At 34.4% G+C, this 26025-nt stretch carries 25 protein-coding genes, 1 pseudogene and 1 other annotated feature; of the genes and pseudogenes, 20 read left to right on the top strand and 6 right to left on the bottom strand.

The features are described 5' to 3' along the window. Positions 1-34: 34 nt before the first annotated feature. The 8 genes from BAU28_RS25375 (at position 35) to BAU28_RS25340 (ending at position 9746) form a co-directional block, all read left to right on the top strand. The gene (locus tag BAU28_RS25375; RefSeq protein ID WP_071720617.1) at positions 35-976 is read left to right on the top strand and encodes a ring-cleaving dioxygenase; all 942 of its coding nucleotides are present in this window, start codon (positions 35-37) and stop codon (positions 974-976) included. Between the two features lie 16 nt (positions 977-992). Beyond that, a complete protein-coding gene (locus tag BAU28_RS25370; protein ID WP_071720616.1) occupies positions 993-2048 on the top strand; it encodes an LLM class flavin-dependent oxidoreductase in 1056 nt (351 codons plus the stop codon). Between the two features lie 696 nt (positions 2049-2744). Beyond that, the gene (cydA, locus tag BAU28_RS25365) at positions 2745-4148 is read left to right on the top strand and encodes a cytochrome ubiquinol oxidase subunit I (RefSeq protein ID WP_002171439.1); all 1404 of its coding nucleotides are present in this window, start codon (positions 2745-2747) and stop codon (positions 4146-4148) included. Continuing rightward, positions 4135-5151, top strand: a complete 1017-nt coding sequence (cydB, locus tag BAU28_RS25360; RefSeq protein ID WP_071720615.1) for a cytochrome d ubiquinol oxidase subunit II — start codon at positions 4135-4137, stop codon at positions 5149-5151. Before cydA ends, cydB begins: the two co-directional genes overlap by 14 nt. Next, positions 5151-6872, top strand: coding sequence for a thiol reductant ABC exporter subunit CydD (gene cydD, locus BAU28_RS25355; protein WP_071720614.1), 1722 nt, complete (start codon positions 5151-5153; stop codon positions 6870-6872). The genes cydB and cydD overlap by 1 nt, the downstream gene beginning before the upstream one ends. Further along, positions 6869-8593: a thiol reductant ABC exporter subunit CydC gene (cydC, locus tag BAU28_RS25350; RefSeq protein WP_071720613.1), complete on the top strand. Its 1725-nt coding sequence runs from the start codon at positions 6869-6871 to the stop codon at positions 8591-8593. The genes cydD and cydC overlap by 4 nt, the downstream gene beginning before the upstream one ends. A gap of 209 nt (positions 8594-8802) precedes the next feature. After that, the gene (locus BAU28_RS25345) at positions 8803-9024 is read left to right on the top strand and encodes a hypothetical protein (RefSeq protein ID WP_002171443.1); all 222 of its coding nucleotides are present in this window, start codon (positions 8803-8805) and stop codon (positions 9022-9024) included. 272 nt (positions 9025-9296) lie between these two features. Then, a complete protein-coding gene (locus tag BAU28_RS25340; protein WP_048372763.1) occupies positions 9297-9746 on the top strand; it encodes a DUF6376 family protein in 450 nt (149 codons plus the stop codon). 35 nt (positions 9747-9781) lie between these two features. Here BAU28_RS25340 and BAU28_RS25335 read toward each other — a convergent pair whose 3' ends face one another. From BAU28_RS25335 to BAU28_RS25325, 3 genes are all read right to left on the bottom strand, one after another. Continuing rightward, complete coding sequence (locus BAU28_RS25335) at positions 9782-10120, bottom strand: EamA family transporter (RefSeq protein ID WP_025150005.1); 339 nt, start codon at positions 10118-10120, stop codon at positions 9782-9784. Next, positions 10113-10454, bottom strand: a complete 342-nt coding sequence (locus tag BAU28_RS25330; protein WP_025150004.1) for an EamA family transporter — start codon at positions 10452-10454, stop codon at positions 10113-10115. Before BAU28_RS25330 ends, BAU28_RS25335 begins: the two co-directional genes overlap by 8 nt. Before the next feature lie 203 nt (positions 10455-10657). Beyond that, the gene (locus tag BAU28_RS25325; protein ID WP_071720611.1) at positions 10658-11659 is read right to left on the bottom strand and encodes a S66 family peptidase; all 1002 of its coding nucleotides are present in this window, start codon (positions 11657-11659) and stop codon (positions 10658-10660) included. A gap of 211 nt (positions 11660-11870) precedes the next feature. Between BAU28_RS25325 and BAU28_RS25320 the strand changes: the two genes are divergently transcribed. Together BAU28_RS25320 and BAU28_RS25315 are read left to right on the top strand one after the other, a co-directional pair. Next, positions 11871-12824, top strand: a complete 954-nt coding sequence (locus tag BAU28_RS25320; RefSeq protein ID WP_071720610.1) for a D-alanyl-D-alanine carboxypeptidase family protein — start codon at positions 11871-11873, stop codon at positions 12822-12824. A 245-nt stretch (positions 12825-13069) separates the two neighbouring features. Further along, complete coding sequence (locus BAU28_RS25315; RefSeq protein WP_071720606.1) at positions 13070-13669, top strand: nitroreductase family protein; 600 nt, start codon at positions 13070-13072, stop codon at positions 13667-13669. A 54-nt stretch (positions 13670-13723) separates the two neighbouring features. Here the strand turns inward: BAU28_RS25315 and BAU28_RS30590 are convergent, their stop codons facing one another. After that, on the bottom strand, positions 13724-13894 hold the full coding sequence (locus tag BAU28_RS30590) for a hypothetical protein (protein WP_002171452.1): 171 nt from the start codon (positions 13892-13894) through the stop codon (positions 13724-13726). Between the two features lie 607 nt (positions 13895-14501). Between BAU28_RS30590 and entFM the strand changes: the two genes are divergently transcribed. Beyond that, on the top strand, positions 14502-15800 hold the full coding sequence (gene entFM, locus BAU28_RS25310; RefSeq protein WP_071720604.1) for an enterotoxin EntFM: 1299 nt from the start codon (positions 14502-14504) through the stop codon (positions 15798-15800). 104 nt (positions 15801-15904) lie between these two features. Here entFM and BAU28_RS25305 read toward each other — a convergent pair whose 3' ends face one another. Beyond that, positions 15905-16669, bottom strand: a complete 765-nt coding sequence (locus tag BAU28_RS25305; protein ID WP_071720602.1) for an alpha/beta fold hydrolase — start codon at positions 16667-16669, stop codon at positions 15905-15907. 274 nt (positions 16670-16943) lie between these two features. Between BAU28_RS25305 and BAU28_RS25300 the strand changes: the two genes are divergently transcribed. The 8 genes and pseudogenes from BAU28_RS25300 to BAU28_RS25265 all read left to right on the top strand — a co-directional run bounded on the left by BAU28_RS25300 (position 16944) and on the right by BAU28_RS25265 (position 24081). Beyond that, positions 16944-18704: an ABC transporter ATP-binding protein gene (locus BAU28_RS25300; RefSeq protein WP_048372754.1), complete on the top strand. Its 1761-nt coding sequence runs from the start codon at positions 16944-16946 to the stop codon at positions 18702-18704. A gap of 88 nt (positions 18705-18792) precedes the next feature. Then, positions 18793-19470, top strand: coding sequence for an envelope stress response regulator transcription factor HitR (hitR, locus tag BAU28_RS25295; RefSeq protein ID WP_071721021.1), 678 nt, complete (start codon positions 18793-18795; stop codon positions 19468-19470). Beyond that, positions 19467-20540: an envelope stress sensor histidine kinase HitS gene (hitS, locus tag BAU28_RS25290; RefSeq protein ID WP_071720600.1), complete on the top strand. Its 1074-nt coding sequence runs from the start codon at positions 19467-19469 to the stop codon at positions 20538-20540. The genes hitR and hitS overlap by 4 nt, the downstream gene beginning before the upstream one ends. 167 nt (positions 20541-20707) lie before the next feature. Beyond that, positions 20708-21427: a 3-ketoacyl-ACP reductase gene (locus BAU28_RS25285; protein ID WP_071720598.1), complete on the top strand. Its 720-nt coding sequence runs from the start codon at positions 20708-20710 to the stop codon at positions 21425-21427. A gap of 128 nt (positions 21428-21555) precedes the next feature. Then, positions 21556-21717 (top strand): annotated as a pseudogene (locus tag BAU28_RS25280) (O-methyltransferase); the annotation flags it as partial. 133 nt (positions 21718-21850) lie between these two features. Then, positions 21851-22723, top strand: a complete 873-nt coding sequence (locus BAU28_RS25275) for an aminoglycoside 6-adenylyltransferase (protein ID WP_071720596.1) — start codon at positions 21851-21853, stop codon at positions 22721-22723. Positions 22724-22840: 117 nt separating this feature from the next. Further along, a complete protein-coding gene (locus tag BAU28_RS25270; protein WP_071720594.1) occupies positions 22841-23671 on the top strand; it encodes a peptidoglycan-N-acetylglucosamine deacetylase in 831 nt (276 codons plus the stop codon). 71 nt (positions 23672-23742) lie between these two features. After that, the gene (locus BAU28_RS25265; RefSeq protein WP_071720592.1) at positions 23743-24081 is read left to right on the top strand and encodes an SdpI family protein; all 339 of its coding nucleotides are present in this window, start codon (positions 23743-23745) and stop codon (positions 24079-24081) included. Positions 24082-24133: 52 nt separating this feature from the next. Here BAU28_RS25265 and BAU28_RS25260 read toward each other — a convergent pair whose 3' ends face one another. Then, positions 24134-24742: an NUDIX hydrolase gene (locus tag BAU28_RS25260; RefSeq protein ID WP_071720591.1), complete on the bottom strand. Its 609-nt coding sequence runs from the start codon at positions 24740-24742 to the stop codon at positions 24134-24136. 81 nt (positions 24743-24823) lie between these two features. On the opposite strand from BAU28_RS25260, the gene BAU28_RS25255 reads away from it, so the two are divergent. Further along, the gene (locus BAU28_RS25255; protein WP_071720589.1) at positions 24824-25462 is read left to right on the top strand and encodes a pyridoxamine 5'-phosphate oxidase family protein; all 639 of its coding nucleotides are present in this window, start codon (positions 24824-24826) and stop codon (positions 25460-25462) included. A gap of 236 nt (positions 25463-25698) precedes the next feature. After that, positions 25699-25931: a binding site (T-box leader), on the top strand. The last annotated feature ends 94 nt before the right edge of the window (positions 25932-26025 follow it).

The raw sequence follows: 26025 nt of genomic DNA, 5'->3' as shown, positions 1-26025 counted from the left end.
GACTAATCAAGTGATAGTTAGAGGAGGAAATATTATGTACACAATTCCAGGACATCACCACATTTCGATGGTGACAAAAAATGCACAAGTGAATAATGACTTTTATCAAAATGTGTTAGGGCTACGCCGTGTGAAAAAGACAGTCAATCAAGATAATCCATTTATGTATCATTTGTTTTATGGTGATTTAACAGGTAGTGCAGGAACTGAATTATCATTTTTTGAAATGCCGAATGTAGGTAGAACAGTTCGTGGTACAAATGCAATCACACAAATTGGTTTACTCGTACCTTCGTCAGAGAGTCTTACATTTTGGAAGAAACGTTTTGAATCATTGCAAGTGACTCATGGAGAAATTACAACATACGCGGGTCGTGATGCTCTGCACTTTGAAGATCCGGACGGTTTACGGTTAGTGCTACTAAATAATAACAGTGAAGAAGTGCCTGAATATTGGACTGCATGGGATGATTCTTCTGTAGAGAAAAATCATCGTATTTTAGGTATGGGAACAGTTGAAATGACAGTGCGCAGTTTAAATAAATTATCAAAAACATTAACAGATTTGTTTGGTTATAAAGAAGTATCTCGTTCAGACGATGAGGGGATTTATCAATCTATCGCTGGCCAATCTTTTGGAGAAATTTTGGTGAAACAGCAAGAGGGAGAGAGCGAAAGACCTGGCAAAGGAAGTATTCATCATTTAGCTATTCGTGTGAAAAATGATGAAGAACTGAGTTATTGGAATGAAGCAGTGAAAGATAAAGGGTTTCAATCAACAGGGATTATCGATCGTTTTTATTTTAAAAGCTTATATTTCCGTGAATCAAATGGAATTTTATTTGAGATTGCGACGGATGGACCAGGATTTACTGTAGATTCAGCAGTTGAAGAATTAGGAAAAGGGCTTGATTTACCACCATTTTTAGAAGAGAGAAGAAAAGAAATAGGAGAGAAGTTAGCACCACTTAATTAAAAGGGAGAGAGCAACTATGGAAAAATATCGAATTGATACAAGTAAAGGAATTGAATTTGGACTATATTCAATTGGGGATCATATTTTAAATCCGCACAATGGTTCGAAAGTTAGTGCGGCAAAGCGAATCCATGAATTAATTGAAACAAGTAAATTGGCGGATGAAGCAGGACTTGATGTGTTTGCTATCGGTGAAAGTCATCAAGCACATTTTACAACGCAAGCTCATACAGTTATTTTAGGGGCTATTGCACAAGCTACGAAAAACATTAAGATTGCGAGTTCTGCGACAGTATTAAGTACGTCAGATCCGGTGCGTGTATATGAAGACTTTGCCACAATTGATTTAATTTCTAATGGTCGTGCTGAAATCGTTGCTGGTCGTGGATCTCGTATTGGAGGATATAGTTTACTTGGTTACGATGTAAATGATTATGAAGAATTATTTGAAGAGAAGATGGATCTTTTATTAAAAATAAATAAAGAAGAAAGTGTAACATGGAAGGGGCAGTTTAGAACGCCACTGGAGCATGCGGTAATTATACCGAGAGCTAAAAATAATAATATGCCAATTTGGCGTGCTGTTGGGGGACCACCTGCTAGTGCAATTAAGGCAGGACACGCTGGCGTACCAATGATGCTTACGACACTTGGTGGTCCAGCAGTTAATTTTAAAGTTTCAATTGATGCATATCGTGAAGCTGCTGAAAAAAGTGGTTTTGATCCAGCAACATTGCCAATTGCGACTACAAGTTTATTTTATACAGCAGAAAATTCACAAGATGCCCTTAGTGAATATTATCCTCATATTAATGCTGGTATGCTTGCACTACGTGGTGGCGGGTATCCAAAACAACAATTTACAAATGCAGTAGATTACCGTGACGCGTTAATGATAGGTAGCCCGCAACAAATAATTGAAAAAATACTTTACCAATATGAATTGTTTGGACAGCAACGTTTTATGGCACAAATTGATTTTGGCGGTGTACCATTTGATAAGATTGAGAAAAACATTGAATTGATTGCTACTGAAATTATGCCGGCTGTTAGAAGATATACAACGAAATAATGATAAAAGTACCGAGAATATAATCTATTCTCGGTACTTTTTTATATTTATCCCGTTATTTAGTGGCCACCCGATTGGCGTGAGCTAATATTCAATGCGGGATGGATAAATTCAAACTGAATACAATTTGAAAAAATGACAAAAAAACGAACTTTTTGTCTAGGGAAAGGGAAGTTTTTTTCTATTTGTGAATAACAATATTATTCGTTTGAATTTTGGAAATGCATTTTTCTCTTGACAAAAATCAAGTGTTTTTTGAGAGTGGTTTCGAGGACATTTTTTCATGAGATAGTCAAGTGTATGAAGAGGAAAACGTAATTATTATTGATAAATGAGTTTGTTTTATGTTTAAAAAATACGTTTTTATAATATGAAAAATCTAATTCAAAAAAATTACAAATGACATATTTCAGACAAAATGATGTCAATAATACGTCAAAAATCAGCTGAATTTATTATGTGAGTATATTATACAATTCGATTAACGAATAAAACACTACAGAAATAGTGAAAAGATAAATCGTGTAAAAAAGTTCTTTTGTAATTATCAAAAAAACTGACAATTTATATTTTCAAAAAGTACATAAACGAATTTATCTTTTGTATTTCCAAATGATTGGATTGTTCATTATGAAGTGAATTCATACAATTCAATCGATATTACGATATAAAAATTATGAAGGAAGTGAGTTTAGCATGGATACGCTCGAATTGGCACGAATACAATTTGCATCTACAACGATTTTTCATTACTTTTTCGTTCCGCTATCTATTGGCTTAGCTTTTATCATCGCGTTAATGCAAACGTTGTATGTGGTAAAGGGACAAGAAGTTTATAAGAAGATGACAAAGTTTTGGACACAAATATTCCTTGTTAACTTCGCAGTAGGAGTTGTAACAGGTATTTTACAAGAATTTCAGTTTGGTATGAACTGGTCAACGTATTCACGTTTTGTTGGTGATGTTTTCGGACCATCACTTGCAATTGAAGGTTTATTAGCATTTTTCATTGAGTCTACATTCCTAGGTTTATGGGTATTCGGTGAGGATAAACTTCCTAAGCGAATTCACCTTTTATGTATTTGGCTCCTTTCAATTGGAACAATGTTATCAGCATTTTGGATTTTAACTGCAAATGCATTTATGCAAGCTCCAGTAGGATATGAAATGGCAGCAGATGGACGTGCACAAATGAATGATTTCTTGGCGATTATTCAAAATCCACAATTATGGGTGCAATTCCCACATACAATTACAGCGGCACTTGCAACAGGTGCATTCTTTATTGCTGGTGTCAGTGCATGGAAAATTACAAAACAACAAGAGACTGAGGTGTTTAAGAAGTCTTTCCGAGTTTCTATCGTTGTTGGAACGATTTCAACAGCATTGGTATTATTCTTCGGTCATGCACAAGCGCAAAATTTAATTAAGACACATCCGATGAAAATGGCTGCAGCTGAAGCATTATGGAATACGAGTGAGGACCCAGCACCATTTACAGTATTTGCGAAAATTGATACAGAGAAGAAAGAAAATTCGTTTGAAATTCAAATTCCTTACATGCTAAGTCTATTGTCATACGATAAATTTAGTGGTCAAGTAGAAGGAATGAATCAAATTCAAAAGCAATATGAAGAAAAATATGGACCTGGAGATTATATTCCACCAGTACACACAATGTTTTGGAGTTTTAGAGCGATGGTAATGAGTGGAACGTTCATGTTGCTTCTTGGAGCATACGGATGGTTCTTATCAAGAAAAGATCGCTTAACTGAAAAACCTTGGTATTTAAAAATAATGGTATATGCAATTGCACTACCGTTTATCGGTAATACAGTAGGGTGGATTATGACTGAAATGGGACGTCAACCTTGGGTTGTCTTCGGTGTTATGAAAACAAAAGATGCTGTATCTCCAAACGTTACATTTGGAGAAGTATTATTCTCTCTTATTTCATTCACATCACTATATTTAATTATCGGAGGAATTACTATTTACTTATTCGTTCGTATCATTAAAGGTCATGCGAATAAGAAAGCGAAAAAGGATTATCAAAGCCATGATCCATTTGATAAGGAGGAAGATTATGTTATCTCTTAATGAATTGTGGTTTGTAGTTATCTCAATCTTATTTGTAGGCTTCTTTGTACTTGAAGGTTTCGATTTCGGTGTAGGTATAGTTTCAAGGTTTTTAGGAAAGAACGATTTAGAAAAAAGAATTTACTTAAATACAATTGGGCCATTTTGGCACGCGAATGAAGTGTGGCTTGTTTGTGCTGGTGGCGCTATGTTCGCGGCATTCCCGCACTGGTATGCAACTCTATTTAGTGGGTTTTACATTCCTTTTGTATTTATGCTTTTAGCTTTAATTATAAGAGGTGTTTCCTTTAAATTCCGTGCGAAAATAGAGAATCATAAATGGAAAGGTTTTTGGGATTGGGGCATGTTTATTGGAAGTCTCCTACCGCCTATCCTTTGGGGAGTTGCAATTGCAAACTTTATGGTAGGTGTACCAATTGATGAAAGTAAAAATGTTGTAGGTGGATTCATGAAGTTACTTCATCCATTTGCGTTACTTGGAGGAGTAATGTTCCTTCTTCTATGTATTGTTCATGGTTTGCAATTTCTTACTATACGCACAACAGGGAAACTGCGAGAACGTGCACGTATTGCCGCAACAAAAATCGCACCTATTGCATTAATAATTCTTCTTGTTTTTGCAGGTGTAGGGTTATGGAAAACAGATATTTTCGTTGCACATGGTTCAGAATGGATAATGGTTCCGATTGGGGCTTTCGTAGCGTTATTTGTATCTACGTTATTAAATAAAAGAAGAAGAGATGGTTGGGCTTTCTTTATGACGAGTTTAACAATCATTTTATTAAGCGCGAGTGTGTTTATCGGTATGTTCCCGCGTGTCATGATTAGTTCATTAGGAGCGGCGAATGATTTGACAATTTATAATGCGGCATCAGGGCCTTACGCATTAAAATTAATGAGTTATTTTGCACTTGCTATTTTACCGTTTGTTATTGGTAGTCAAATATGGAGTTTCTATGTATTTAGACAACCTGTTAAGTCAGAAAAAGATTTGGAGTACTAATGAAAAGAAAAAGAGGACTTCCATCGTATCCTGGTAGCCGAGTTTTATATGTAGCATTAAGTTTTATTAGTGTTTTAGAGGCGTGTAGTATTATTGCACAGACAGTCTTTTTAGCACGAGCGATTACCTTTTTATTTCATGGGGAAACAGTGCAAGCTGTACTAAATGAAGTTGTTTATTTTGGAATCACGTTTGCAGCTCGTCAAATATTAGTGCGAACATCACAAATATTGGTTGAGCGTTTCGCTGAAAAAACAGGATTGGCATTACGTAAACAGTTAATAGAAGCATATTTTACATTAGGACCGAGATTTGTCCAAACGAACGGGACCGGTCATCTGGTTACCTTATCCATTGAAGGGATAGAGAAGTTCAAAACATATATTGAATTAACGATTCCTCGAATGATTCGAAGTTGTATCGTTCCAGCGCTTGTTGTTTTATATGTTTTTACACTAGATATAGAGTCTGGAATCATTTTAGTTGTAACGATTCCGATCGTTATTATATTTATGATTCTATTAGGATTAGCAGCGCAGAAAATGGCTGATAACCAATATGATACGTATCGTGTTCTTTCAAATCACTTTGTAGATACACTAAAAGGATTAGAAACATTAAAGTATTTAGGGAAAAGTCAGGAGCATGAAGGCAAAATTGAAAAAGTAAGTAAAAGGTATAGAAAAGCAACACTTCGCACTTTGCGAGTTGCTTTTCTTTCTTCTTTTGCACTAGATTTCTTTACGAGTTTATCAATTGCCTTTGTAGCAGTAGGTTTAGGTATTCGTTTAATAGACGGATCGATTCTTTTATTGCCGGCTCTTACTATTCTAATTTTAGCTCCCGAATATTTTTTACCAATTAAGCAAGTTGGAGCGAACTATCATGCTACATTAGATGGACAAATTGCAATGGAGCAAATTGAAGAGATCGTAAAACAACAAAAAGCTATGGAACCGAAAGAATCAAATGTAGATATAGCGTGGAATTCTTTGAGCAGCATGAAATTACAAAATATAAAAGTTAATAATGAAGAATCTGAAAAGGTCATATTAGAAGAGGTTCATTTCAATTGGAAAGGGAACGGTGCGATTGGCATTATTGGCGAAAGTGGAGCAGGGAAATCAACGTTAATAGATGTGTTAGCAGGATTCTTACATCCGTCCGATGGAAATATGATTATAAATGGTGTGGAAATTGATACATCTACTCGTGATAGTTGGCAAAAAAACATTGCTTATATTCCGCAACAACCTTATATTTTCCCACTTTCATTAAAAGATAATATTTGTTTCTATGAAACAAATATTACTGATGAAGAAGTTGAGAGAGTTATAGATGAGGTAGGTCTTCGTTCACTTGTTGCATCGCTTCCGGATGGGATGCACGAAAGAATTGGGGAAGGTGGACGTATGCTAAGTGGCGGACAGGAACAACGTGTTGCGATGGCACGTGCACTTTTGAGCAATAAACCAATCATTTTATTAGATGAGCCTACGGCACATCTTGATATTGAAACTGAATTTGAAATAAAACAAGCGATGTTACGTCTGTTTAAAGGTAAGTTAGTATTTCTTGCAACACATCGTTTGCATTGGATGAAACAGATGGATCATATTGTTATTTTAAATAAAGGCAAGATAATAGAAAGTGGAACATATGAAGAGCTTTTAGATAAAGAGTCATTACATTTTCATGGGAAAGGGAGGAGAGAGAGATGAGTAACTGGATTAGACCTTATATAAAGCAAAATAAAGGTAGGATGACTTTGACTATTTTCCTCGGGCTTCTTGGAGTTAGTTCAGGTGCGATGTTACTTTTCATTTCAGGTTATTTAATTTCTAAATCTGCTCTCAGACCAGAAAATGTAATGGCTGTATATGTTCCAATCGTTGCAACGCGTGCGTTTAGTATAGGGCAAGCTGTCTTTCATTATGTTGAGCGTTTAGTTGGGCATGATGTCGTCCTTCGTATATTAGAAAAAATGAGGACAAAACTATATAAAATTGTAGAACCGCAGGCGTTATTTTTTCGCTCGCGATTTCAAACTGGTGATGTATTAGGTGTATTGTCTGAGGATATAGAGCATTTACAAAACCTATATTTGCGTACGATATTCCCTAGTATATTAGCACTAGTTGTATATAGCATCTTCGTTCTTGTTATCGGTGCATTTGACGTAGTATTTGCACTTATCGCAGGGTGTATGTTAGCTGTTATCGTTTTTCTTATTCCGTTCGTATCGCTACTCTTGATGAAACGACATCATGTTACTTTGAAACGAGGAAGAAATCGTTTGTATCAGCAACTGACAGATGCTGTATTTGGGTTATCTGATTGGCAGGCAAGTGGTAGAAAAGATGAATTTATTAATGAGTATGTAGCGCGAAATGCTCAGTTGTTAAAGACAGAGAAAAGAGTGAAACGCTGGTACCATATTCGAGACAGTATCATTCATTTAATAGTAGGTATTGTCGTCATTTCAATGATTATGTGGACTGGAAATCAATCTGCAAGTGAACAGATTGCCCCTACAGTTATCGCAGCCTTCGTATTAATGACATTATCTGTGACAAATGTGCTTATTCCTGTATCGGATGCTATCGATCGAATTCCATCATATGTAGAATCTGCTCATAGGCTTAATAGCGTAGAAAGTGATAGCGTTCTGCAAGATGGAAATGAGTTACCTGGAGATAAAGATTACGTTGCACAAAAACATATAGATATTGAACTGAATAATATATCGTATAATTATCCGAATAGTAATGAACCTGTATTAAAAGATGTATCATTACACATAAAGGCAGGAAAGAAAATTGCTATTTTAGGTAGAAGTGGAACAGGGAAATCTACTTTATTAAAATTGTTAACTGGTGCGCTACGTCCGGTGAATGGCCAAGTTCTATTGAATGGTGAACAAGCTCATACGAACCTTTTGTCAAAATATATTTCTGTATTAAACCAAAAACCACATTTATTCGATACGACAATTGGAAATAATGTGCGAATTGGTAAACCAGATGCTACTGATGAAGAGATATGGAAGGCTCTAGAGAAAGCACAACTAGCTTCACATATTGCTTCTCTTCCTGATGGATTACAAACAAAAATGCATGAAATGGGTATGAGATTTTCTGGCGGGGAGAGGCAAAGGGTAGCTTTTGCAAGAACTCTTATGCAAGAAGCACCAATCATTGTACTTGATGAGCCGACTATCGGTTTAGATCCTAAAACGGAATTGTCTTTAATAGAAACGATGTTTTCTGCAACTGAAGAAAAGACTGTTCTATGGATCACTCATCATTTAGTAGGGATTGAACATGTTGATGAAGTTATTTTCCTTGATGATGGTCAAATCGCTATGCAAGGTAGTCATGAACAGTTACTGAAAGAAAATGAGAAATATCGTAGGTTATACGAGCTTGATAAAGGTATATAAGAATGAAATGCAGAAAAACACAAATTCTTGATAGTTCAAGGTTTGTGTTTTTTTACGCGTATTCGTGGCATCGTTGTATATGATGTAGTAGCGAGATGAGTATGTAATGATTAAAGTTTAGCTTTATATTGTGAGAAGGGGTGTTTAAAACCTAGCCTTTCAAGGCAATACTGAGCCATAGTGAATGGATTGTTGGAAGGCGTGATTATATGTTTGAAGAAGATGGTATCATTTTAATTATGGAACCTGCTGATGAACGGAATTTGAGGAGATTTATTTTTACAATACCGAAGTCAGTGTATGAAAAAAAGGAGATTTTATTACATTACGGAACACCTTTAGGACAAGGATATACCGACATTATAGAAGATATTATTAGTGTACATATAGAAATAGATATTGTAACGGTAATAGGGCATGTAAGAGGATAAAGTGGTGGAGGTTATTTCCCGCACCAATCGGGATTTTACACGCAGTTGATGCAGGATAGATGAGTGATGAGCCCCCGAAAACAGATATACTTAAAATAAGTATGTCTGTTTTTATATTTAAATGAAGGTAGTCACGAGGTAGAAATGTAAAAAATTATATATCGTACGAAATACACGTTGAAAAGGAGAAAAATGATTTCTCTAGAATGTATAAGAAGAAAACTATGTGTTTATAAATGTATAAAAGTATGACAAGTATTTAGGAGGTAAAAATGAAGTTTACAAAAGCAATCTTACTTTCAATTGTAGTTTCAATTGGTTTAATGGGATGCTCGCTAGTAGAGGAAGGGAAGAACTCCATAGATTATGCTCAAAAGGCGACAGACTATGTGAATAAAATAAGTGCATTTGCAAATGAAGCACCAGCATTAGCTGAAAAAGCTATTAATGATGGGGAAGCTCGAAAAGAATTGGAAACGAAACTTAGTGAAATTAAACAAGATATACCAGCTTTTAATGAATTAACACCACCAGATGTAGCGAAGGATCTTCACCAGCAAATTGTCGGATATAATGAAAAGTTAAATACATTAATTGATGCCTCTATGAAAAAGGTAGAGGAAGGGAAAATAGATGTAGAGCAATTTAAAAACTCTGAGCTCATGCAGACGATAGAACAAGTTCGTGATTTGAAAGATAAAATTCAAAACTTAGGGCAATAATAAAAAGATCCGTTTGTAATAAACGGATCTTTTTATTATTGTATACAATAAACGATTACACCAACGACGATAATAATGTTGCCGATGATTTTTCGTTTTGTTATTTTTTCCCCTAAGAAATACCAGCCAAAAATTAATATGATGATGTAACTTAAAGATTCTAATGCAGATGCTTGTTTTAATGCTAACCCCTTTAAGGCAATCACGTTTAATCCGGCATTAATTACAAATAAAGAGTAGCCAATGATGACATAAGGATTCACATATTCTTTTATTCTAGAATCATATTGTTGTAAAGTAGCCTTTTTTAATAAAATTTGTGAGTAATTGGCTAAAATTATCCCGAAAATCAATAATAACATATAACTATTCATCTTTTGTCACCACCACAATTCCGACGATAATAATAGCTGCACCAAGTAAATGATTCCACAGTATCGTATCTCCAAATAGGAAGACTGACCAAAGCATTGACCATAGTATAATAATCCCGCGGTGTGAATATGCTTTTGATATTTCAAAATGCTTAATTACTTGTTGCCAAAGAATTGCATATCCAAATAAAAGTACAACGAGCCCGAAATAAGCAATGAAAAATGAGATTGAAGCAATAGGGAATTGCGCAGCCCATTTCATGTAAACCATAATGATAGAATATATCAAGAAGGCTACATGTAGAAATACATAGTTTTTAATAGTAGGTTTCATATATTCACTCTCTTTTACGTATAAGTACATATATTTAAAGTGGAAGTATATAATCAATAGCTTCTTATTCATATAGAATGCATATTGAAATAGTCTTTGTTGATTCTTTCACATTCCAAAATATATAGTATCATGTCTTCTAATGTAAAACAATAGAAGGCAATACGTAGCTTTCGTTTTGAAGAGAATAGAGGTAGTGTACTTTAGATTTTCCACTGTTCTATAATTTGTATCGTTTTATTTGTTGCATCCATCTCCACTTGAATACCTATTGGCATAGTAATCATTGGATGAGTATGACAACAATCGAAATCAGCTAGAATAGGAATCTCTTGGTTTTGTAGTACTTCTAGTAGTATTTCGTAGGGTTTTCGATTTGTACCACAATCATCGAATTGTTCATGTTTTCCAATGATGATACCAGAAACTTTATTAAATACGCCGTTAATCTTCAGTAATGAAAAACTTCTTTCAATAGTAGCTGCATCTTTTGAGCTATCTTCAATAAATAGAATGTCACCTTCTTGAATATGTGGCATGTACGGGCTACCCCAAATACCTTGTATTGTGTTTAAGTTCCCACCAATAATCCGTCCAGTAGCTTTTCCGCCAATTACTGAAATCCAATTGTTCGGTCGAAGTTCTTTTTCCTTCGTTTTTTCTTCCCAATTAATAAATTCATCTGACCAAAATAACGGCTGGTTTATGTTGTAAGGAAGAGGTTGATCAGTTATTAAAGTATCTGCAAAATATTTGTACGTGTAATCTACGAAAGGCTCAAATTCACCAAAAGAAGGAACAAGTGCTGGACCATAAAATGTAGGGATTCCTGTTTTTGCATAAATTCCTAGTAATAACGCTGTTGCGTCTGAATAGCCAATCATTATTTTAGGATTCTTTTGAAAAGCGGCATAATCAATATAAGGTAATAATGAATTGGAATTCATTCCTCCAATTGTCGACATGATACACGAAACGTTAGGATTTCTAATCAATTCATTTAGTTCTTCTGAACGTTCTTGAATGCTCCCTGAACGATAAAAATCATATTGACCTGTTAGTGAGCCTTCTAGTATGCGAAATCCTTTCTGTTGTAAGTATAATTTCGCTCGCTCAAACCTTTTTGGAGAAGTATATGTTATTGGTGAAGAGGGGGAGTAGATCCCAATTGTATCACCGTATACTAATGTTTTTGGAAGTATCATTTGTAGAAATCCTTTCTATTTATAATGTTTTTGTCTCGTGTTATTATTGAATATTCTTAAATTTAGTTATTTTTAGTGTAGCATATATATAAGGAATTCAAATAATAATTGCTATAGATGAATAATTATGCTATTTAATCTTGACGATATAAAGTAATTGTTGTTATGGTTAAATGTGAATGTATTAAAGGTTTGCTAAAGGAGTTTTGAAATGAAGCGGTTAAAATGGGGAAAGGTAACGATCCTACTAGTAATTATTTTGGGTATATGTTGGTTCTTTTTCCAAGGAGCTCAAAAGAGTGGAACCAATATAGAGGGTCAGCCTTTACAAGTGGCAGAGCTACCCAAAACAGGACTATCTGAAAAAGTAGTTCCACAAAAGTACATCCCACCGGAAATTGATGCAAAAGCAGCTATGATTATCGATGCGAGTGATGGAGATATTATTTATCAATATAATGAAAATGAAGCTTTTGCGCCAGCTAGTATGTCTAAGATGATGACGGCGTATCTTCTTTTAGAGAGTATACATAATGGGAAAGTTCGCTGGGAAGATCCAGTGAAAATAAGTGCGAAAGCGGCACAAACAGAGGGTGCGAAAATTCCAGTGCAAGTTAATGACACATTAACTGTTAATGATTTATACCATGCGTTAATGATTGAGTCGGCTAATAATTCGGCTGTCGCTTTAGCAGAACATATAGCTCAGACAGAAAAAAACTTCGTCCAACTAATGAATGAAAAAGCGAAGCAGTTAGAAATGTCAGATAAAGCAAAATTCGCGAATGCTTCCGGATTGCAGGAGCCTGATGGAAGTGAAACAAAAATGACAGCAGCTGACGTAGCTAAATTAGCGTATCATCTTATAAAAGATTATCCAGAGATATTAGAAGTGACGCACTTAAGTCAAAGTCAGTTAGCATTTAATAATATTAATGTTAAAACCACAAATGAAATGTTAAACAAGAATAATAAAGGTTTATATATAGAAGGAATGGACGGACTGAAAACAGGATTTACAGATAGCGCAGGGTATTGTTTTACAGGTACTGCAAAACAAGGTGATAGTCGTATTATTACAGTTGTCATGGGCACAAAAGGTAAAACAAAACGTTTTACAGAAACACAAAAGCTAATGTCCTATGCGTTTCAATTGGTTAATTAAGTGAAGGAATAATGTAGGTCGCTATATAAAAAATACAGACAGCTTATTTGAATCCTGATTTGGATGACGATAAGCTGTTTTTTTGTTTTTTGAAGTATAGGAAGTGAAAAATTAAGGGATATCATTTGAGTTTGTTTTTGTTTGTTGATAATATTAAGTTAAGAACTTATTATTGATAAGTTTAAGGGGCATTATATGCTTCGTACATATGATACTGCCTCAAATAAAATTTGGAGGGAATTGTGATGGCAAAAGATTTTTACTCAGCACTTGAAGACAGAAGATCTATTTATGCGATAAGTAAAGAGCAAGTAGTTTCTGATGAAAGAATTCAAGAAGTGATTTATCATGCTGTGAAACATACACCTTCGGCTTTTAATTCTCAAAGTGCAAGAGTTGTTGTATTACTAGGTGAACAACACGACAAATTATGGGATATTACGAAAGAAACGTTACGAAAAATTGTACCTGAAAATAATTTCGCCCCTACTGAAGAGAAAATGAATGCATTTAAAAGTGGCTATGGAACAGTTTTATATTTCGAAGATAGTAAAGTAGTAGAAAGTTTGCAAGAGAACTTTGCGTTATACAAAGACAATTTCCCTACATGGTCTCAACAATCTTCAGGAATGTTGCAATTTGCGGTTTGGACAGCATTAGAAATTGAAGGTTTTGGTGCTACATTACAACATTACAATCCGTTAGTTGATGATGAAGTAAGAAAAGAATGGGATGTACCAGAAAGCTGGAAGTTAATTGCGCAAATGCCATTTGGTAAACCAGTGGTCTCTGCAGGGGATAAGGAATCACAGCCATTAGAAACTCGTGTGAAAATTTACAAATAAAATAAAATAAAATGAAAAATAGAAGGTGAACAGAGATATAATCTGTTCACCTTCTTATACATGGTATGAGCTTGTATGCTGAATTGTTTTCATCTGCTCTTTTAATTCGTATTTCTTTGTTTCAATAGTTGTTACCTTTTTAAATGTTGTAAATGATAATAATCGCGTAAGAGCATAGTATAGTTCGATATTATTATTTATGTGATCGTCTATAATTTTTTCCACGAATGTAACTCCTCTTTTTATGTGACTATACATATTTTATCAATTAATCCCTAATGATTCCATAGTTAGTAAAAAAAACAAATAGTCAATTGTGTTTTTGGAATTGGAATGCTCACGAGTGGGACGGGATTTTTGTGTGTGAAATCTTACAAATTATCACTTTGTTTAAAATCATAGATAATATAGAAAATTAATTTTCTTAAAATATTATACTATTGATAAACGAAGTATTTTTTGTCATGATAAGAATATGCCTCATGAAAAGAACTTTCTAGAAAACCATTGTGTATTTACATTAGATTAATGAAATTTTTATGTTTGATATAAAGTGTGAATTTTATATTAAAATAATTAATAAGGTATTGGATTTTGATGTAATACATAAGAAATTTGAAAAAATCGTTGCAAAAACACACTGTTTAATGGTAAAGTTCACATGAAGTTCACACGGAATTCACTTCATTCGTTTAAAATGAACGACGTGTGAAAAATAAAACTCTTGCTAAAAAATGGAACTGGATGAATATTTTACTTTGATAATATTGTAAAGTATTAAGTTTATAGTTTTTCTCAAGAGGATAGTAGGGAAAGGAAGTAAAGACAACTTATGAAAAAAGTAATCGCAGGTTTAGCAGCAGCGTCTGTAGCAGGCGTAGCAGTTCCTGGAATGGATTCTGCTCATGCACAAGTTTCAAATGATGCGCTAAAAGAAATTAATGGACAAGCTCAAACACAAACTCAAACGACTGTAACTGAAACAAAAAATGTAGAAACAACTTCTGAATTAAAATACACAGTAACAGCTGATGTATTAAATGTACGTTCAGGCGCTGGTACAGGACATAACGTTATTTCTAAAGTAAAAGAAGGTCAAGTACTACAAGTAATCGGACAAGAAAACGGTTGGTTCAAAGTTAATGTAAATGGTCAAACAGGTTATGTAAGTGGGGACTTCGTAACAACTGGTGGCAATAAAGGAACTACTGTTCAACAAGGAACAGGTGCTTATACAGTAAACGTTTCTTCACTAAACGTACGTACAGGCCCAAGCGCGTCTCATACTGTTTTAGGTTCTGTAAACAAAGGTAAAACAGTTCAAGTTGTAGGTGAAGTTCAAGATTGGTTTAAAATTAACTTCAATGGTGGAACTGGATACGTAAGTAAAGACTTCGTAACAAAAGGTGGTTCAGCTGTATCTAACGAAACACAGCAACCAACTACAAACAACAATACTACTACAGTTCAAACTGGTGGTTCATATGTTGTTAACACAGGTGCTTTAAAAGTACGTACAGGTCCAGCTACATATAACCCTGTAATTGGTGGGGTAACAAACGGTACAGTATTAAACGTTACTGGTGCTGAAAATGGTTGGTATAAAATTAACCATAACGGCCGCACTGGTTACGTAAGTGCAGACTTTGTTAAGTTTGTAAAAGGCGGAGTGAACAATGTAGTTACTGGTGGTAACCAAGGTACGAACCAAGGTACGAACCAAGGACAAAACCAAGTACAAAAACCAACAGCGCCAACGGGTGGAGATACATCATCAATCGCTGGATTTGCTAGATCTTTAAATGGTTCACCATATGTATTTGGTGGTCAAACTACTGCTGGTTTCGACTGCAGTGGATTCATTCACTACGTATTAAATAAAACTGGTCATTCAGGCGATCGTCAAACAGTTGCTGGATACTGGAGCTCTAAAACAAAAACTAGCAATCCACAACCAGGTGATTTAGTATACTTCTCTAACACTTATAAATCAGGTCTTTCTCACATGGGTGTTTACTTAGGAAACGGTCAGTTCATTAGTGCAGAGAATGAAAGTGTTGGTGTAAGAATTAGTTCAATTAATAACTCTTACTGGTCTAAACACCTAACAGGTTACACAAAAGCATACTAAGAAAAAGTAGTTTATAAACTACTTTTCGTATAGAGAAAAGGCTTTCCAGGGAAACTTGGGAAGCCTTTTTCATAGTTATATAAACTAGAAATATAGGGTAGCCTTTATTTCAAATTTCCATGCAAAAATTTAGCATATAAATCATGGAAATAGTTTGGACGAAACAAATTTGCTGCATGTCCAGCCAATGGAATTTCTTTATATAAAACATTAGGAAGAATGGACTTTAAATCAAAAAGACAAGATTTATAGAGATGATCATGTTCACCCATTACCCATAATATAGGGTGAGGAAGTCCTTTTAATTTTGATTTTAAGTCGAATTCTAAGCGATGACGTAATGATTGAGCAATTATAGACGAATGTAATTGTAACCCAAAGCGATAATAAATATTTCGTGAAATAACAGCGAAAGGATTTGCCTTTAATATTCCGCTTGGGAAAATTGTATTTGCATATTGAGAAAGCCAAGTGGAATATTCATCTCCTCGCTTTTCCCAAAATTTTTGAAACACGTTATATAAAAGGGAAGGATTATTATAATGTCCACCAATATGACAAATGCTTAACACTTTTTCTGGGTGCATTTGTGCAAAAATTGTAGAAATATAACAGCCATAGCTTAAAGCGCAAATATGTGCCTCTTTAATTCCCTCTTTTTCATACAAGTTTAATAATTGATCTACGAGCCGCTGCAATGAAAATTCAATATCTTCTCCTTTATCTTCGCCGTGACCTAATAAGTCATAAGTTATAATGTTGTAGGAAGCGGAAAATCGTTTATGCTCTTTTTTGAAGGCACGGCGATTTCCAACTAATCCATGAATAAAAATGATTGTTTCCTTTTCGGAATGTGTATTTGTTTGCAAAAAGGATACTCCTTTCGATGCTGGAGATTTATATAGTATTTTAAATTAGCTAATTGATAAAATTAGTTATATATTTTCTATGCGTAGTCTATAATTCGCATAGAATAATAATAAGTACCTGGTAATAATATCAGATATTTATACTTGTTGTAAAGATGAGTTTATATGTATATTTTGTAAGAATAGAAAAAGTGTGTTTACATTCAGTTTACATTTATAGCGTATTCTAGTTTTAGAAATAATAGTTTTGTTTATAACGAGGAGATGAAAGACAATGGAAGTTAGGAATACAGAAAAGAAAAAAGGGAATTGGAGGCAGTTTTTACGTCTCATTCAAGACACAAATCCACCCAAAGGCATTCTTATTTTCGCTTTATTAATGAGCTTGCTTTCTACTGGAGCGAGTTTGTTTATTCCAATGTTAACAAAAGGTTTAGTCGATAATTTTTCAATTTCATCAATTAGTACGGGACAAATTATTGGATTAGTTGCATTCTTTATTATGCAAACAATTGCTGCAGGGTTGTCTATTTATTTACTGAATTATATCGGGCAAAAAATTGTGGCTGGACTTAGGGAGCGATTATGGAAAAAGGTACTTATCTTACCAGTGTCTTATTATGATCAAAACAGAACGGGAGATACAATTAGTCGTATGACAAATGATACAGGTGTTGTTAAAACATTAATTTCTGAGCATTTGTCAAACTTATTAACAGGCGGTATCTCAATTATTGGATCATTAATTGTATTATTTGTTTTAGACTGGAAAATGACGATTTTACTTTTAACGGTTATTCCGTTATCGGTATTAATTTTAGTTCCACTTGGACGAAAAATGTATAAGATTTCAAAAGCACTTCAAGATGAAACGGCTTCTTTTACTAGTGTATTAACACAAGTACTATCAGAAATTCGCTTAGTGAAATCTTCAAATACAGAAAAAAGAGAATATGAAACTGGTAATAAAGGTATCGAAAAGCTATTGCAATTTGGTTTGAAAGAAGGAAAAGTGCAAGCTTTAATTTCACCAGTTATGTCGTTTGTATTAATGGCATTACTTGTTATTATCGTAGGCTACGGTGGAATGCGAGTTTCTAGTGGTGCATTAACAACAGGTGAACTTGTAGCGTTTATTTTATATTTAGTTCAAATTATAATGCCAATGAGTCAGTTATCTATGTTCTTTACGCAATTCCAAAAGGCGATTGGTGCAACTGAAAGAATTAATACAATTTTAGAGTATGAAGTAGAAGACCATGAAACTGGTGTGAAAGTTACAAATGCAAAGCAGCCGATAGTGATTGAAAATGTTCATTTCGAGTATAACGAAGAAGAGAAAGTCTTGAAAAATATCGATTTCACGATTGAATCCGGAAAAGTAACGGCAATTGTAGGGCCAAGTGGTAGCGGGAAAACAACTTTATTCTCATTGTTAGAACGTTTTTATGAGCCAACGAAAGGTGTTATTAAATTAGGGGAAGAACCAATTACAGCATATTCATTACAGTCATGGCGACGTCAAATTGGTTACGTTTCACAAGATAGTCCGTTAATTGATGGAACGATTCGTGATAATATTTGTTACGGTGTTGAAGGTGAAGTGACTGATAAAGAAATCGAAAAAGTAGCAGCGATGGCGTATGTTGATGCATTTATTCATGATTTACCAAACGGGTATGCAACAGAAGTGGGAGAGCGTGGTGTGAAGCTTTCTGGAGGACAAAGACAACGAATTGCGATTGCTCGAGCACTGCTTCGAGATCCGCAAATTCTAATGTTAGATGAAGCGACTTCAAGTCTTGATAGTAAATCGGAATCGGTTGTTCAGAAGGCTTTAAATAACTTAATGAAAGGTAGAACGACTTTAGTTATTGCGCATAGACTTTCTACTGTAGTAGATGCAGATAAAATTATCTTTATTGAAAAAGGGAATTTGACAGGTAGTGGATCTCATGACGAATTATTACGAACGCATGACATGTACCGTGAATTTGCAACGCAGCAGTTGAAAATTAAAGAAGGTGCATTATAGAATGAAAACAATCAGTGAGGGTGAACCTCACTGATTGTTGATTTTAGAGAGTTGTAAAAAGTATGTTAAGCAGAAAGGATATGATTCCTTGATACCTAAAATATTAATTGTAGATGACGATCCGCACATTAGAGAACTCGTTTCTGTATTTATAGAACGAGAAGGTTTTCAAACATATGAGGCGGTTGATGGACTGGATGCTCTAAAAAAAATAGAAGAAGTAAAAGTTGATATGGTAATCCTTGATATAATGATGCCGAATATGGATGGGTATGATTTATGTTATGAATTAAGAAAATACTATGATATGCCGATTCTTATGATAACTGCTAAAGGTGAAACATCTCAAAAAGTAAAAGGATTTCACCTCGGAACAGATGATTATCTTGTGAAACCATTTGATCCGTTAGAATTAGTTGTAAGAGTCAAGGCATTATTGAAACGTTACCAAATTACAGTATCGCAAACTATTCAAGTGGGGAATGTACTTTTAAATCGTAAAACATTTGAAGTTACAGTTGGAGAACAAACGGTGACGCTACCGCTAAAAGAATTTGAGTTGCTCTTTACATTAGGATCTAAAGCGGGAAGAACTTGTTCACGAGAGCAATTAATAGAAGGCGTATGGGGATATGATTTTGAAGGGAATGAACGCACGCTAGACGTTCATATTAATCGGTTGCGTGAAAAGTTTCAAGAAGAGCTATCGAAGTTTAATATAAGGACGATAAGGGGCTTAGGGTACCGCTTAGAGGTAAGTAAATGAGACAAAGAGAGAGAATGAGTAAGATGAAGATGTTAAAAGTAATGGGGGCGATAGTAGCGCTCTTTACTTTTCTTACTATAATTTGGTCAATAGCTTTTTTTGTATCGTCTAGTGTAATGAAAGCTTTTGAAATAAACGTATCGCCTTTTATTACTTTTCTAATTAGTGATATGGTCGGCTTTGTATTTATTGTTCTTATTTGGGTATTGATCGGAGTATTAATGAGACCGAAGCGAGAGGCGATGATTTGGACGATCATTGAACCGATACAAAAAATTGCAAAAGGAGATTTCTCCGTAAAAATACGAAATGAAGAAAAGTATGATGGAGAAATTGGAGTGCTTGTAAAAAGTATTAACGATATGACAGATGAGCTAAATACAATGGAGAAAATGAGACAAGAGTTTGTATCGAATGTTTCTCACGAAATACAGTCACCATTAACATCTATAAAAGGATTTGCTCGGGCACTACAAGATGATAATCTTACTGATGAAAAAAGGAAGCATTATCTTACCATTATTGAAACTGAAACAACGAGATTATCTAAATTGAGTCAAAATTTATTAAAGTTAACACTTTTAGAATCAGAAGAGTATTCACCAGAAAGAGTTACCTATCGATTAGATCAACAGTTGAAACAGATTGTGTTAAATAGTGAGCCGCTCTGGGATGAAAAAGGAATTGAGTTGGAACTTGATTTAGAGAAAGTTCTTTTCACTGCAGACCAAGAAAGTATGAGTCAAGTATGGATTAACCTAATTCATAATAGCATTAAATTCACGCCAAATGGTGGCACGATTACAATTCAGTTAAAAGAACATGAGAAATTAATAGAAGTGTGTATTCATGATACGGGAATTGGTATTTCAGAAGAACAAAAACAACATATATTTGAACGGTTTTTTAAAGCTGATTCTTCACGAAATCGAGCGTATGGAGGAAGCGGTTTAGGATTAGCGATAGTAAAAAAAGTAGTCGATCTACATCAAGGAGAAATAAAGGTTGAGAGCATAGAAGGACATGGTGCGGAATTTATTGTACGTATTCCTAATCATGAAGAAAAGTAGTGCTAGGGGTGTTCCTTTAGCACTACTTTTCTTTAAAGGTACATTTATTATTACTATAGTTACCTATAAGTAACCTACGCACATGAAAGTGCATCATTGCCTTTTTACATAAACATAGATACACTTTTAATATAATAAATAACTGAGAAGAGTAAGGAGTGTTATACTTGGCAGAATTATTACAAGGGAAAAATGCTTTAATTACAGGAGCAGGTAGAGGGATTGGTCGCGCTGTAGCGATCGCATTAGCGAAAGAAGGCGTGAATGTAGGTCTTTTAGCTCGTTCAGAAGAAAATTTAAAAGCAGTTGCGAAGGAAGTGGAAGCAGAAGGCGTAAAAGCTGTTATTGCGACTGCAGATGTATCTTCATATGAAGAGGTAACTACTGCAATTGACACGTTAAAAAACGGTTTAGGATCTATCGATATTTTAATTAATAACGCAGGTATTTCTAAGTTTGGTAAATTTTTAGAATTAGACGTTGCTGATTGGGAAAAAATCATTCAAGTAAACTTAATGGGTGTATACTATGCAACTCGTGCAGCTTTACCAAGCATGATTGAACAACAATCTGGTGATATTATTAATATTTCATCTACAGCAGGGCAAAAAGGTGCACCTGTAACGAGTGCATATAGTGCTTCTAAATTTGGTGTTCTTGGTTTAACAGAATCGTTAGCGATGGAAGTCCGTAAACATAACATTCGTGTAACAGCTTTAACACCAAGTACAGTAGCAACTGATATGGCGGTAGATTTAGGATTAACTGATGGAAATCCTGATAAAGTAATGCAAGCGGAAGATATTGCAGAATTTATCGTAGCACAGCTGAAATTAAATAAACGTACATTTATTAAATCTGCTGGACTTTGGTCTACTAATCCGTAAGTGCTAAATTTAAAAACAGAGAAGGGACATCTATTCGTAATGGAGTGGATGTCCCTTCTCTATTTTTGTATATAAAACAGAATTTTCGGTATAATCATAAGTGAATGGTAGAAAAGCATTAAAAACTTGAAGGAGAAGTTATTGACAATACTAGTAGTGATCCCCGTGTACAAGGGATACGTCGTTTCTATGAGATAATAGCTGTTGAGCCACGTGTAAGTGCTACAGCGCTTCAAACTGTCGGAAGTAAAGGGTATGATGGATTTGTAATGGCAGTCGTAAAAGAGTGATGTAAGGAGGTAAAAGGGATGAAAAAGAAGTTTCAAAAATTATAACGTGTATCGTGTGCAACACAGTTAGCCCGTGGACCTCCAACATACATAACAATATAAGTTTATATATAAAATTGGAGGTTAGGAATAGATGAGAACTGAAAAAGAAATGATAGACTTAATTATAAATACAGCAAAAGAAGATGAGAGAATTCGAGCGGTTATTATGAATGGATCACGCGTGAATCCGAATGTGAAAAAAGACTGTTTTCAAGATTATGATATTATTTATGTTGTGAAAGAAATACAGTCTTTTACGTGTGATCATAGTTGGATTAAACGATTTGGAGAAATAATGATTGTGCAAATGCCGGAAGAAATGTCATTAGTTCCAGCTGATGAAGATGGAAAGTTTCCGTATTTAATGCAGTTTACGGATGGGAATCGGATTGATTTAACGCTAGTTCCATTTGATTTGATAAATAAGTTCGTTGGACAAGATAGTTTAAGTAAATTGCTTCTTGATAAAGATGATTGTATTGGAGAATTTCCACCAGCAAGCGATAAAGATTATATTATAAAAAAGCCTACAGCAAAAGAATTTTTGGATTGCTGTAATGAGTTTTGGTGGTGCAGTACCAATGTGGCAAAGGGGCTATGGAGAGAAGAGCTTTCTTACGTGAAAGGAATGCTTGATGGCCCAGTACGAGATATGCTCATTGTTATGCTAGAATGGCATATTGGGATGAAAACAGGCTTTACTGTTAATACAGGGAAGTTTGGAAAGCATTTCGAACAGTATTTTGAAAAAGATATGTGGGAGCAATTTAAAAAGACATTTTCAAATGAAGAATATGAAAACATTTGGGAGTCATTTTTTGTAATGGGAGATCTATTTAGGGAAGTAGCAAATGATATTGCTAACGCTTATGGATATCAATACCCACAAGGTGATGATGACAGAGTGACAAGTTATTTAAAACATGTGAGAAAATTACCGAGAGATAGTAAAGTAATTTATTAATTATATTGATTAATAGGACTGTCCTAATAATGGACAGTCCTATTTTTGTATATTGATAAGAAATTCTCTGACAAAGTGTATATAAGCGACATATGAAATTTTAGGGAGGTTTTTATCATGTATTATTTTTATTCACCAGAAATGTTCGTTCCATTTCAATGGGGACTAGAACGAGATGTTTCGTATGCTTATATGCCATATAACTCATTTTATTATGGAGACTATATAAGCGCAGTGCCATACGCATTAAATGTTCCTCAAAATTATCAAATCCAAATGAAAGAAGCGGATCGGGGGTCATGGACACCGTTTTCGTGGGTCGAAAAATATGCGTATGCATTTTCAGGACCATACAATAAAGCGGAAGTAGCTCTTACATTTGATGATGGACCAGATTTAGTATTTACACCAAAAATATTAGATAAGTTAAAAAACCATAATGTGAAAGCAACCTTTTTCCTACTCGGTGAAAATGCAGAAAGGTATCCGAATGTAGTAAAGCGTATCGCTAATGAAGGGCATGTAATTGGTAATCATACGTATAATCATCCGAATTTAGCGAAAGTAAATGAGGCAGAGTATCGTAATCAAATTATAAAAACGGAAGAAATATTAAATCGTTTAGCTGGTTATGCTCCTAAATTTATACGTCCACCATATGGTGAAATACTTGAAAATCAATTGAAATGGGCAACGGAGCAAAATTTTATGATTGTACAGTGGAGTGTCGATACGGTTGATTGGAAAGGTGTAAGTGCTGATACGATCACAAATAATGTGTTAGGAAATTCATTTCCAGGTAGTGTAATACTTCAGCATTCTACACCAGGTGGGCATTTACAAGGATCAGTAGATGCGCTAGACAAAATTATTCCGCAGCTAAAAACGAAAGGGGCACGTTTTGTAACACTTCCAAGTATGTTCCAGACATCGAAAGAGAGAAAATAAAAGTGTTAATAATTGGAAGTGTTAGCGTTATACCGTATAATGAAAGTGTAAGTTAGGAGGGGATATAGTTGATGTATGCACTAGTAAACATAGGAATGAGCATATTGATTGGTGGTATATTTATACTTGCCGCACTTATTCTCCAAAAGAATCCACCGACAGATATAAACGCAGCATACGGTTACCGGACGAAACGATCTATGAAAAATAAAGAATTATGGGATGCTGGTAACCAGTATAGTGCAGAAGTGATGAAACAAAATGGATTCATTATGACGTTGATAGGAAGTATTATTAGTATCCTGTTTAGATATCCCCATACAACTTTAGTGATTTTGATTGTTATGCTATTGTTGATTATTCACTTATTTATGCGAGTAGAGAAAAGATTAAAGACACTTGAACAATAATGAAAAATAAAATAGGGCTCCCGGGCAATATAAGCTGGGAGTCCTATTTTATTTACAAACTATTATTTTTTAGCAATTCCTGTCCTTGCTCTACAACAAATTCATAGTATTCAAGTTCATAAGGATAGATATCTTCAAATGTTATCGTTATCGGTTTCCTGTTTAAAACAGAAATAGCCGTTAAAGATGAAATATCTCTTTTTAATAGTTGTAGAAAAGAAGTTGCATGTACTTTCATCACATCATCTACTTCTTCACCTGGTGCAAATGGAAGTGGTTTTATTACATTGTGAAAATACATATGACAAAACTCACGATCAATAAGATTTGAAATTTCATAATCTATTTTAAAGATGCCTTTGTATGCTAAATCAGTAGTTTGAAAGGAAAGTCCCAATTCTTCTTCAATTTCACGTAGGCCGCCAATTTGTACATCTTCATCATGCATAATGTGTCCAGCTGATGTAATATCCCATATACCCGGTGCCTCTTTTTTATTTTTAGAGCGTAATTGAAAATATAAAAACATATCTTCAGCATCTTTTTCTACAAACCAGCAATGAAATGTTTCGTGCCAATCACCGTCACGATGCACTTCATCACGTAATTTCTTTCCAAGTGTATTTCTTTCAGGATCAAATATCGTTAACCACTCTGTCATTTTAATTCCCCTTTCTGCAAATTTTATTATACAATATTTGTATTGAATTTTGGGAAAATAAAGAAAAAGAGGTGGGTATAAGTGAGGATTGAAAGTAAAGAAATAGAATCGATTATTTCTACAGAGGAAGAATTACGACAAATATTGGGGCAACCTAGTGAACGCGCTTTGAAAAAAGTTATATCATCACTTGATCATCATTGCGTAGATTTTCTATCTAAATCTCCTTTTCTAGTATTGTCTACTGCAAATAAATTCGGAGAGTGTGATGCTTCGCCGAGAGGAGATGCACCTGGATTTGTATACATCCTAAATAAAAATAAAATTATTATTCCTGAAAGACCGGGTAATCGTCGTATAGACTCTATTTTAAATATTATTTCGAATTCGCACGTAGGATTAATCTTTTTTATCCCTGGTCTCGGAGAGTCACTGAGAATAAACGGCCGTGCTTACGTTACAAATGATGAAGAAATATTAAAAGAAATGCAGGCGAATGGACGTAATCCTTTACTTGGAATCGTTGTTGAAATAGAAGAATGCTATATTCATTGCGCAAAAGCTTTTATCCGTTCAAAAATGTGGGATTCAGAATCGTGGTTAAATAAAAAAGAGCTACCTTCAGCAGCGAAAATGTTACTTGAGCATGCGAAAGTGAATGCTTCAGAAGAGGAAGTTGCACGTTCTTTAGAAGAAAGTTATACGAAAAGATTGTATTAAAAATTCCTTTATCAATATAGTTTTAGTGAGAGGGGAATCTTCACGTTTTAGAATGAGATTTTCATATGTGAACTGCTGGTTTATAAGTTGGAAAGTTGTAAGATACGTAATAAGAACAGTCTTTGTAAAATGTTATTGTGAAATATAATAAAAAAATATATTTAAATTAGTGAGTGAAAATAGGCTTGCGTTTTAAAATTTTCATAACTATAATAAGTTAACAAATAAACATGAACGAAAAAGTAACGATAAGGACATGAGATGATTTTTACGGTTTACAGAGAGGGAAGCCAAAGGCTGGGAGCTTCCTAACACGAGAAATGATCTTACCACCTTTGAACTTCAATAGTGAACGAGCAATCTAGTAATTATTGACGGTATCAGCCGTTATCTGAACTTGAGCAATCTGGAAGGAAATAAGTCTGGGTTGGAACAAGGGTGGAACCACGAAAACACATTCGTCCCTTTACTAGGGATGAGTGTGTTTTTTTATGGATTTTAAGATTGAAAATTTAAAATAATTAAAAAATAGTATTGATTTTGTTTTTTATGCGAGTATAATG

Source organism: Bacillus paramycoides, from assembly GCF_001884235.1.
Lineage (GTDB): Bacteria > Bacillota > Bacilli > Bacillales > Bacillaceae_G > Bacillus_A > Bacillus_A paramycoides.
This window is presented reverse-complemented; position numbering and strand designations above follow the sequence as displayed.

Bases quoted from the DNA above. Each gene is read 5' to 3' on its own strand.
- entFM (WP_071720604.1), top strand. From the start codon at position 14,502: ATGAAAAAAGTAATCGCAGGTTTAGCAGCAGCGTCTGTAGCAGGCGTA.
- BAU28_RS25370 (WP_071720616.1), top strand. From the start codon at position 993: ATGGAAAAATATCGAATTGATACAAGTAAAGGAATTGAATTTGGACTA.
- BAU28_RS25265 (WP_071720592.1), top strand. From the start codon at position 23,743: ATGTATGCACTAGTAAACATAGGAATGAGCATATTGATTGGTGGTATA.
- BAU28_RS25340 (WP_048372763.1), top strand. From the start codon at position 9,297: ATGAAGTTTACAAAAGCAATCTTACTTTCAATTGTAGTTTCAATTGGT.
- BAU28_RS25315 (WP_071720606.1), top strand. From the start codon at position 13,070: ATGGCAAAAGATTTTTACTCAGCACTTGAAGACAGAAGATCTATTTAT.
- cydD (WP_071720614.1), top strand. From the start codon at position 5,151: ATGAAAAGAAAAAGAGGACTTCCATCGTATCCTGGTAGCCGAGTTTTA.
- BAU28_RS25375 (WP_071720617.1), top strand. From the start codon at position 35: ATGTACACAATTCCAGGACATCACCACATTTCGATGGTGACAAAAAAT.
- BAU28_RS25275 (WP_071720596.1), top strand. From the start codon at position 21,851: ATGAGAACTGAAAAAGAAATGATAGACTTAATTATAAATACAGCAAAA.
- hitS (WP_071720600.1), top strand. From the start codon at position 19,467: ATGAGACAAAGAGAGAGAATGAGTAAGATGAAGATGTTAAAAGTAATG.
- cydC (WP_071720613.1), top strand. From the start codon at position 6,869: ATGAGTAACTGGATTAGACCTTATATAAAGCAAAATAAAGGTAGGATG.
- BAU28_RS25320 (WP_071720610.1), top strand. From the start codon at position 11,871: ATGAAGCGGTTAAAATGGGGAAAGGTAACGATCCTACTAGTAATTATT.
- cydA (WP_002171439.1), top strand. From the start codon at position 2,745: ATGGATACGCTCGAATTGGCACGAATACAATTTGCATCTACAACGATT.
- BAU28_RS25330 (WP_025150004.1), bottom strand. From the start codon at position 10,454: ATGAAACCTACTATTAAAAACTATGTATTTCTACATGTAGCCTTCTTG.
- BAU28_RS25260 (WP_071720591.1), bottom strand. From the start codon at position 24,742: ATGACAGAGTGGTTAACGATATTTGATCCTGAAAGAAATACACTTGGA.
- BAU28_RS25300 (WP_048372754.1), top strand. From the start codon at position 16,944: ATGGAAGTTAGGAATACAGAAAAGAAAAAAGGGAATTGGAGGCAGTTT.
- BAU28_RS25345 (WP_002171443.1), top strand. From the start codon at position 8,803: ATGTTTGAAGAAGATGGTATCATTTTAATTATGGAACCTGCTGATGAA.
- BAU28_RS25335 (WP_025150005.1), bottom strand. From the start codon at position 10,120: ATGAATAGTTATATGTTATTATTGATTTTCGGGATAATTTTAGCCAAT.
- cydB (WP_071720615.1), top strand. From the start codon at position 4,135: ATGTTATCTCTTAATGAATTGTGGTTTGTAGTTATCTCAATCTTATTT.
- BAU28_RS25325 (WP_071720611.1), bottom strand. From the start codon at position 11,659: ATGATACTTCCAAAAACATTAGTATACGGTGATACAATTGGGATCTAC.
- BAU28_RS25270 (WP_071720594.1), top strand. From the start codon at position 22,841: ATGTATTATTTTTATTCACCAGAAATGTTCGTTCCATTTCAATGGGGA.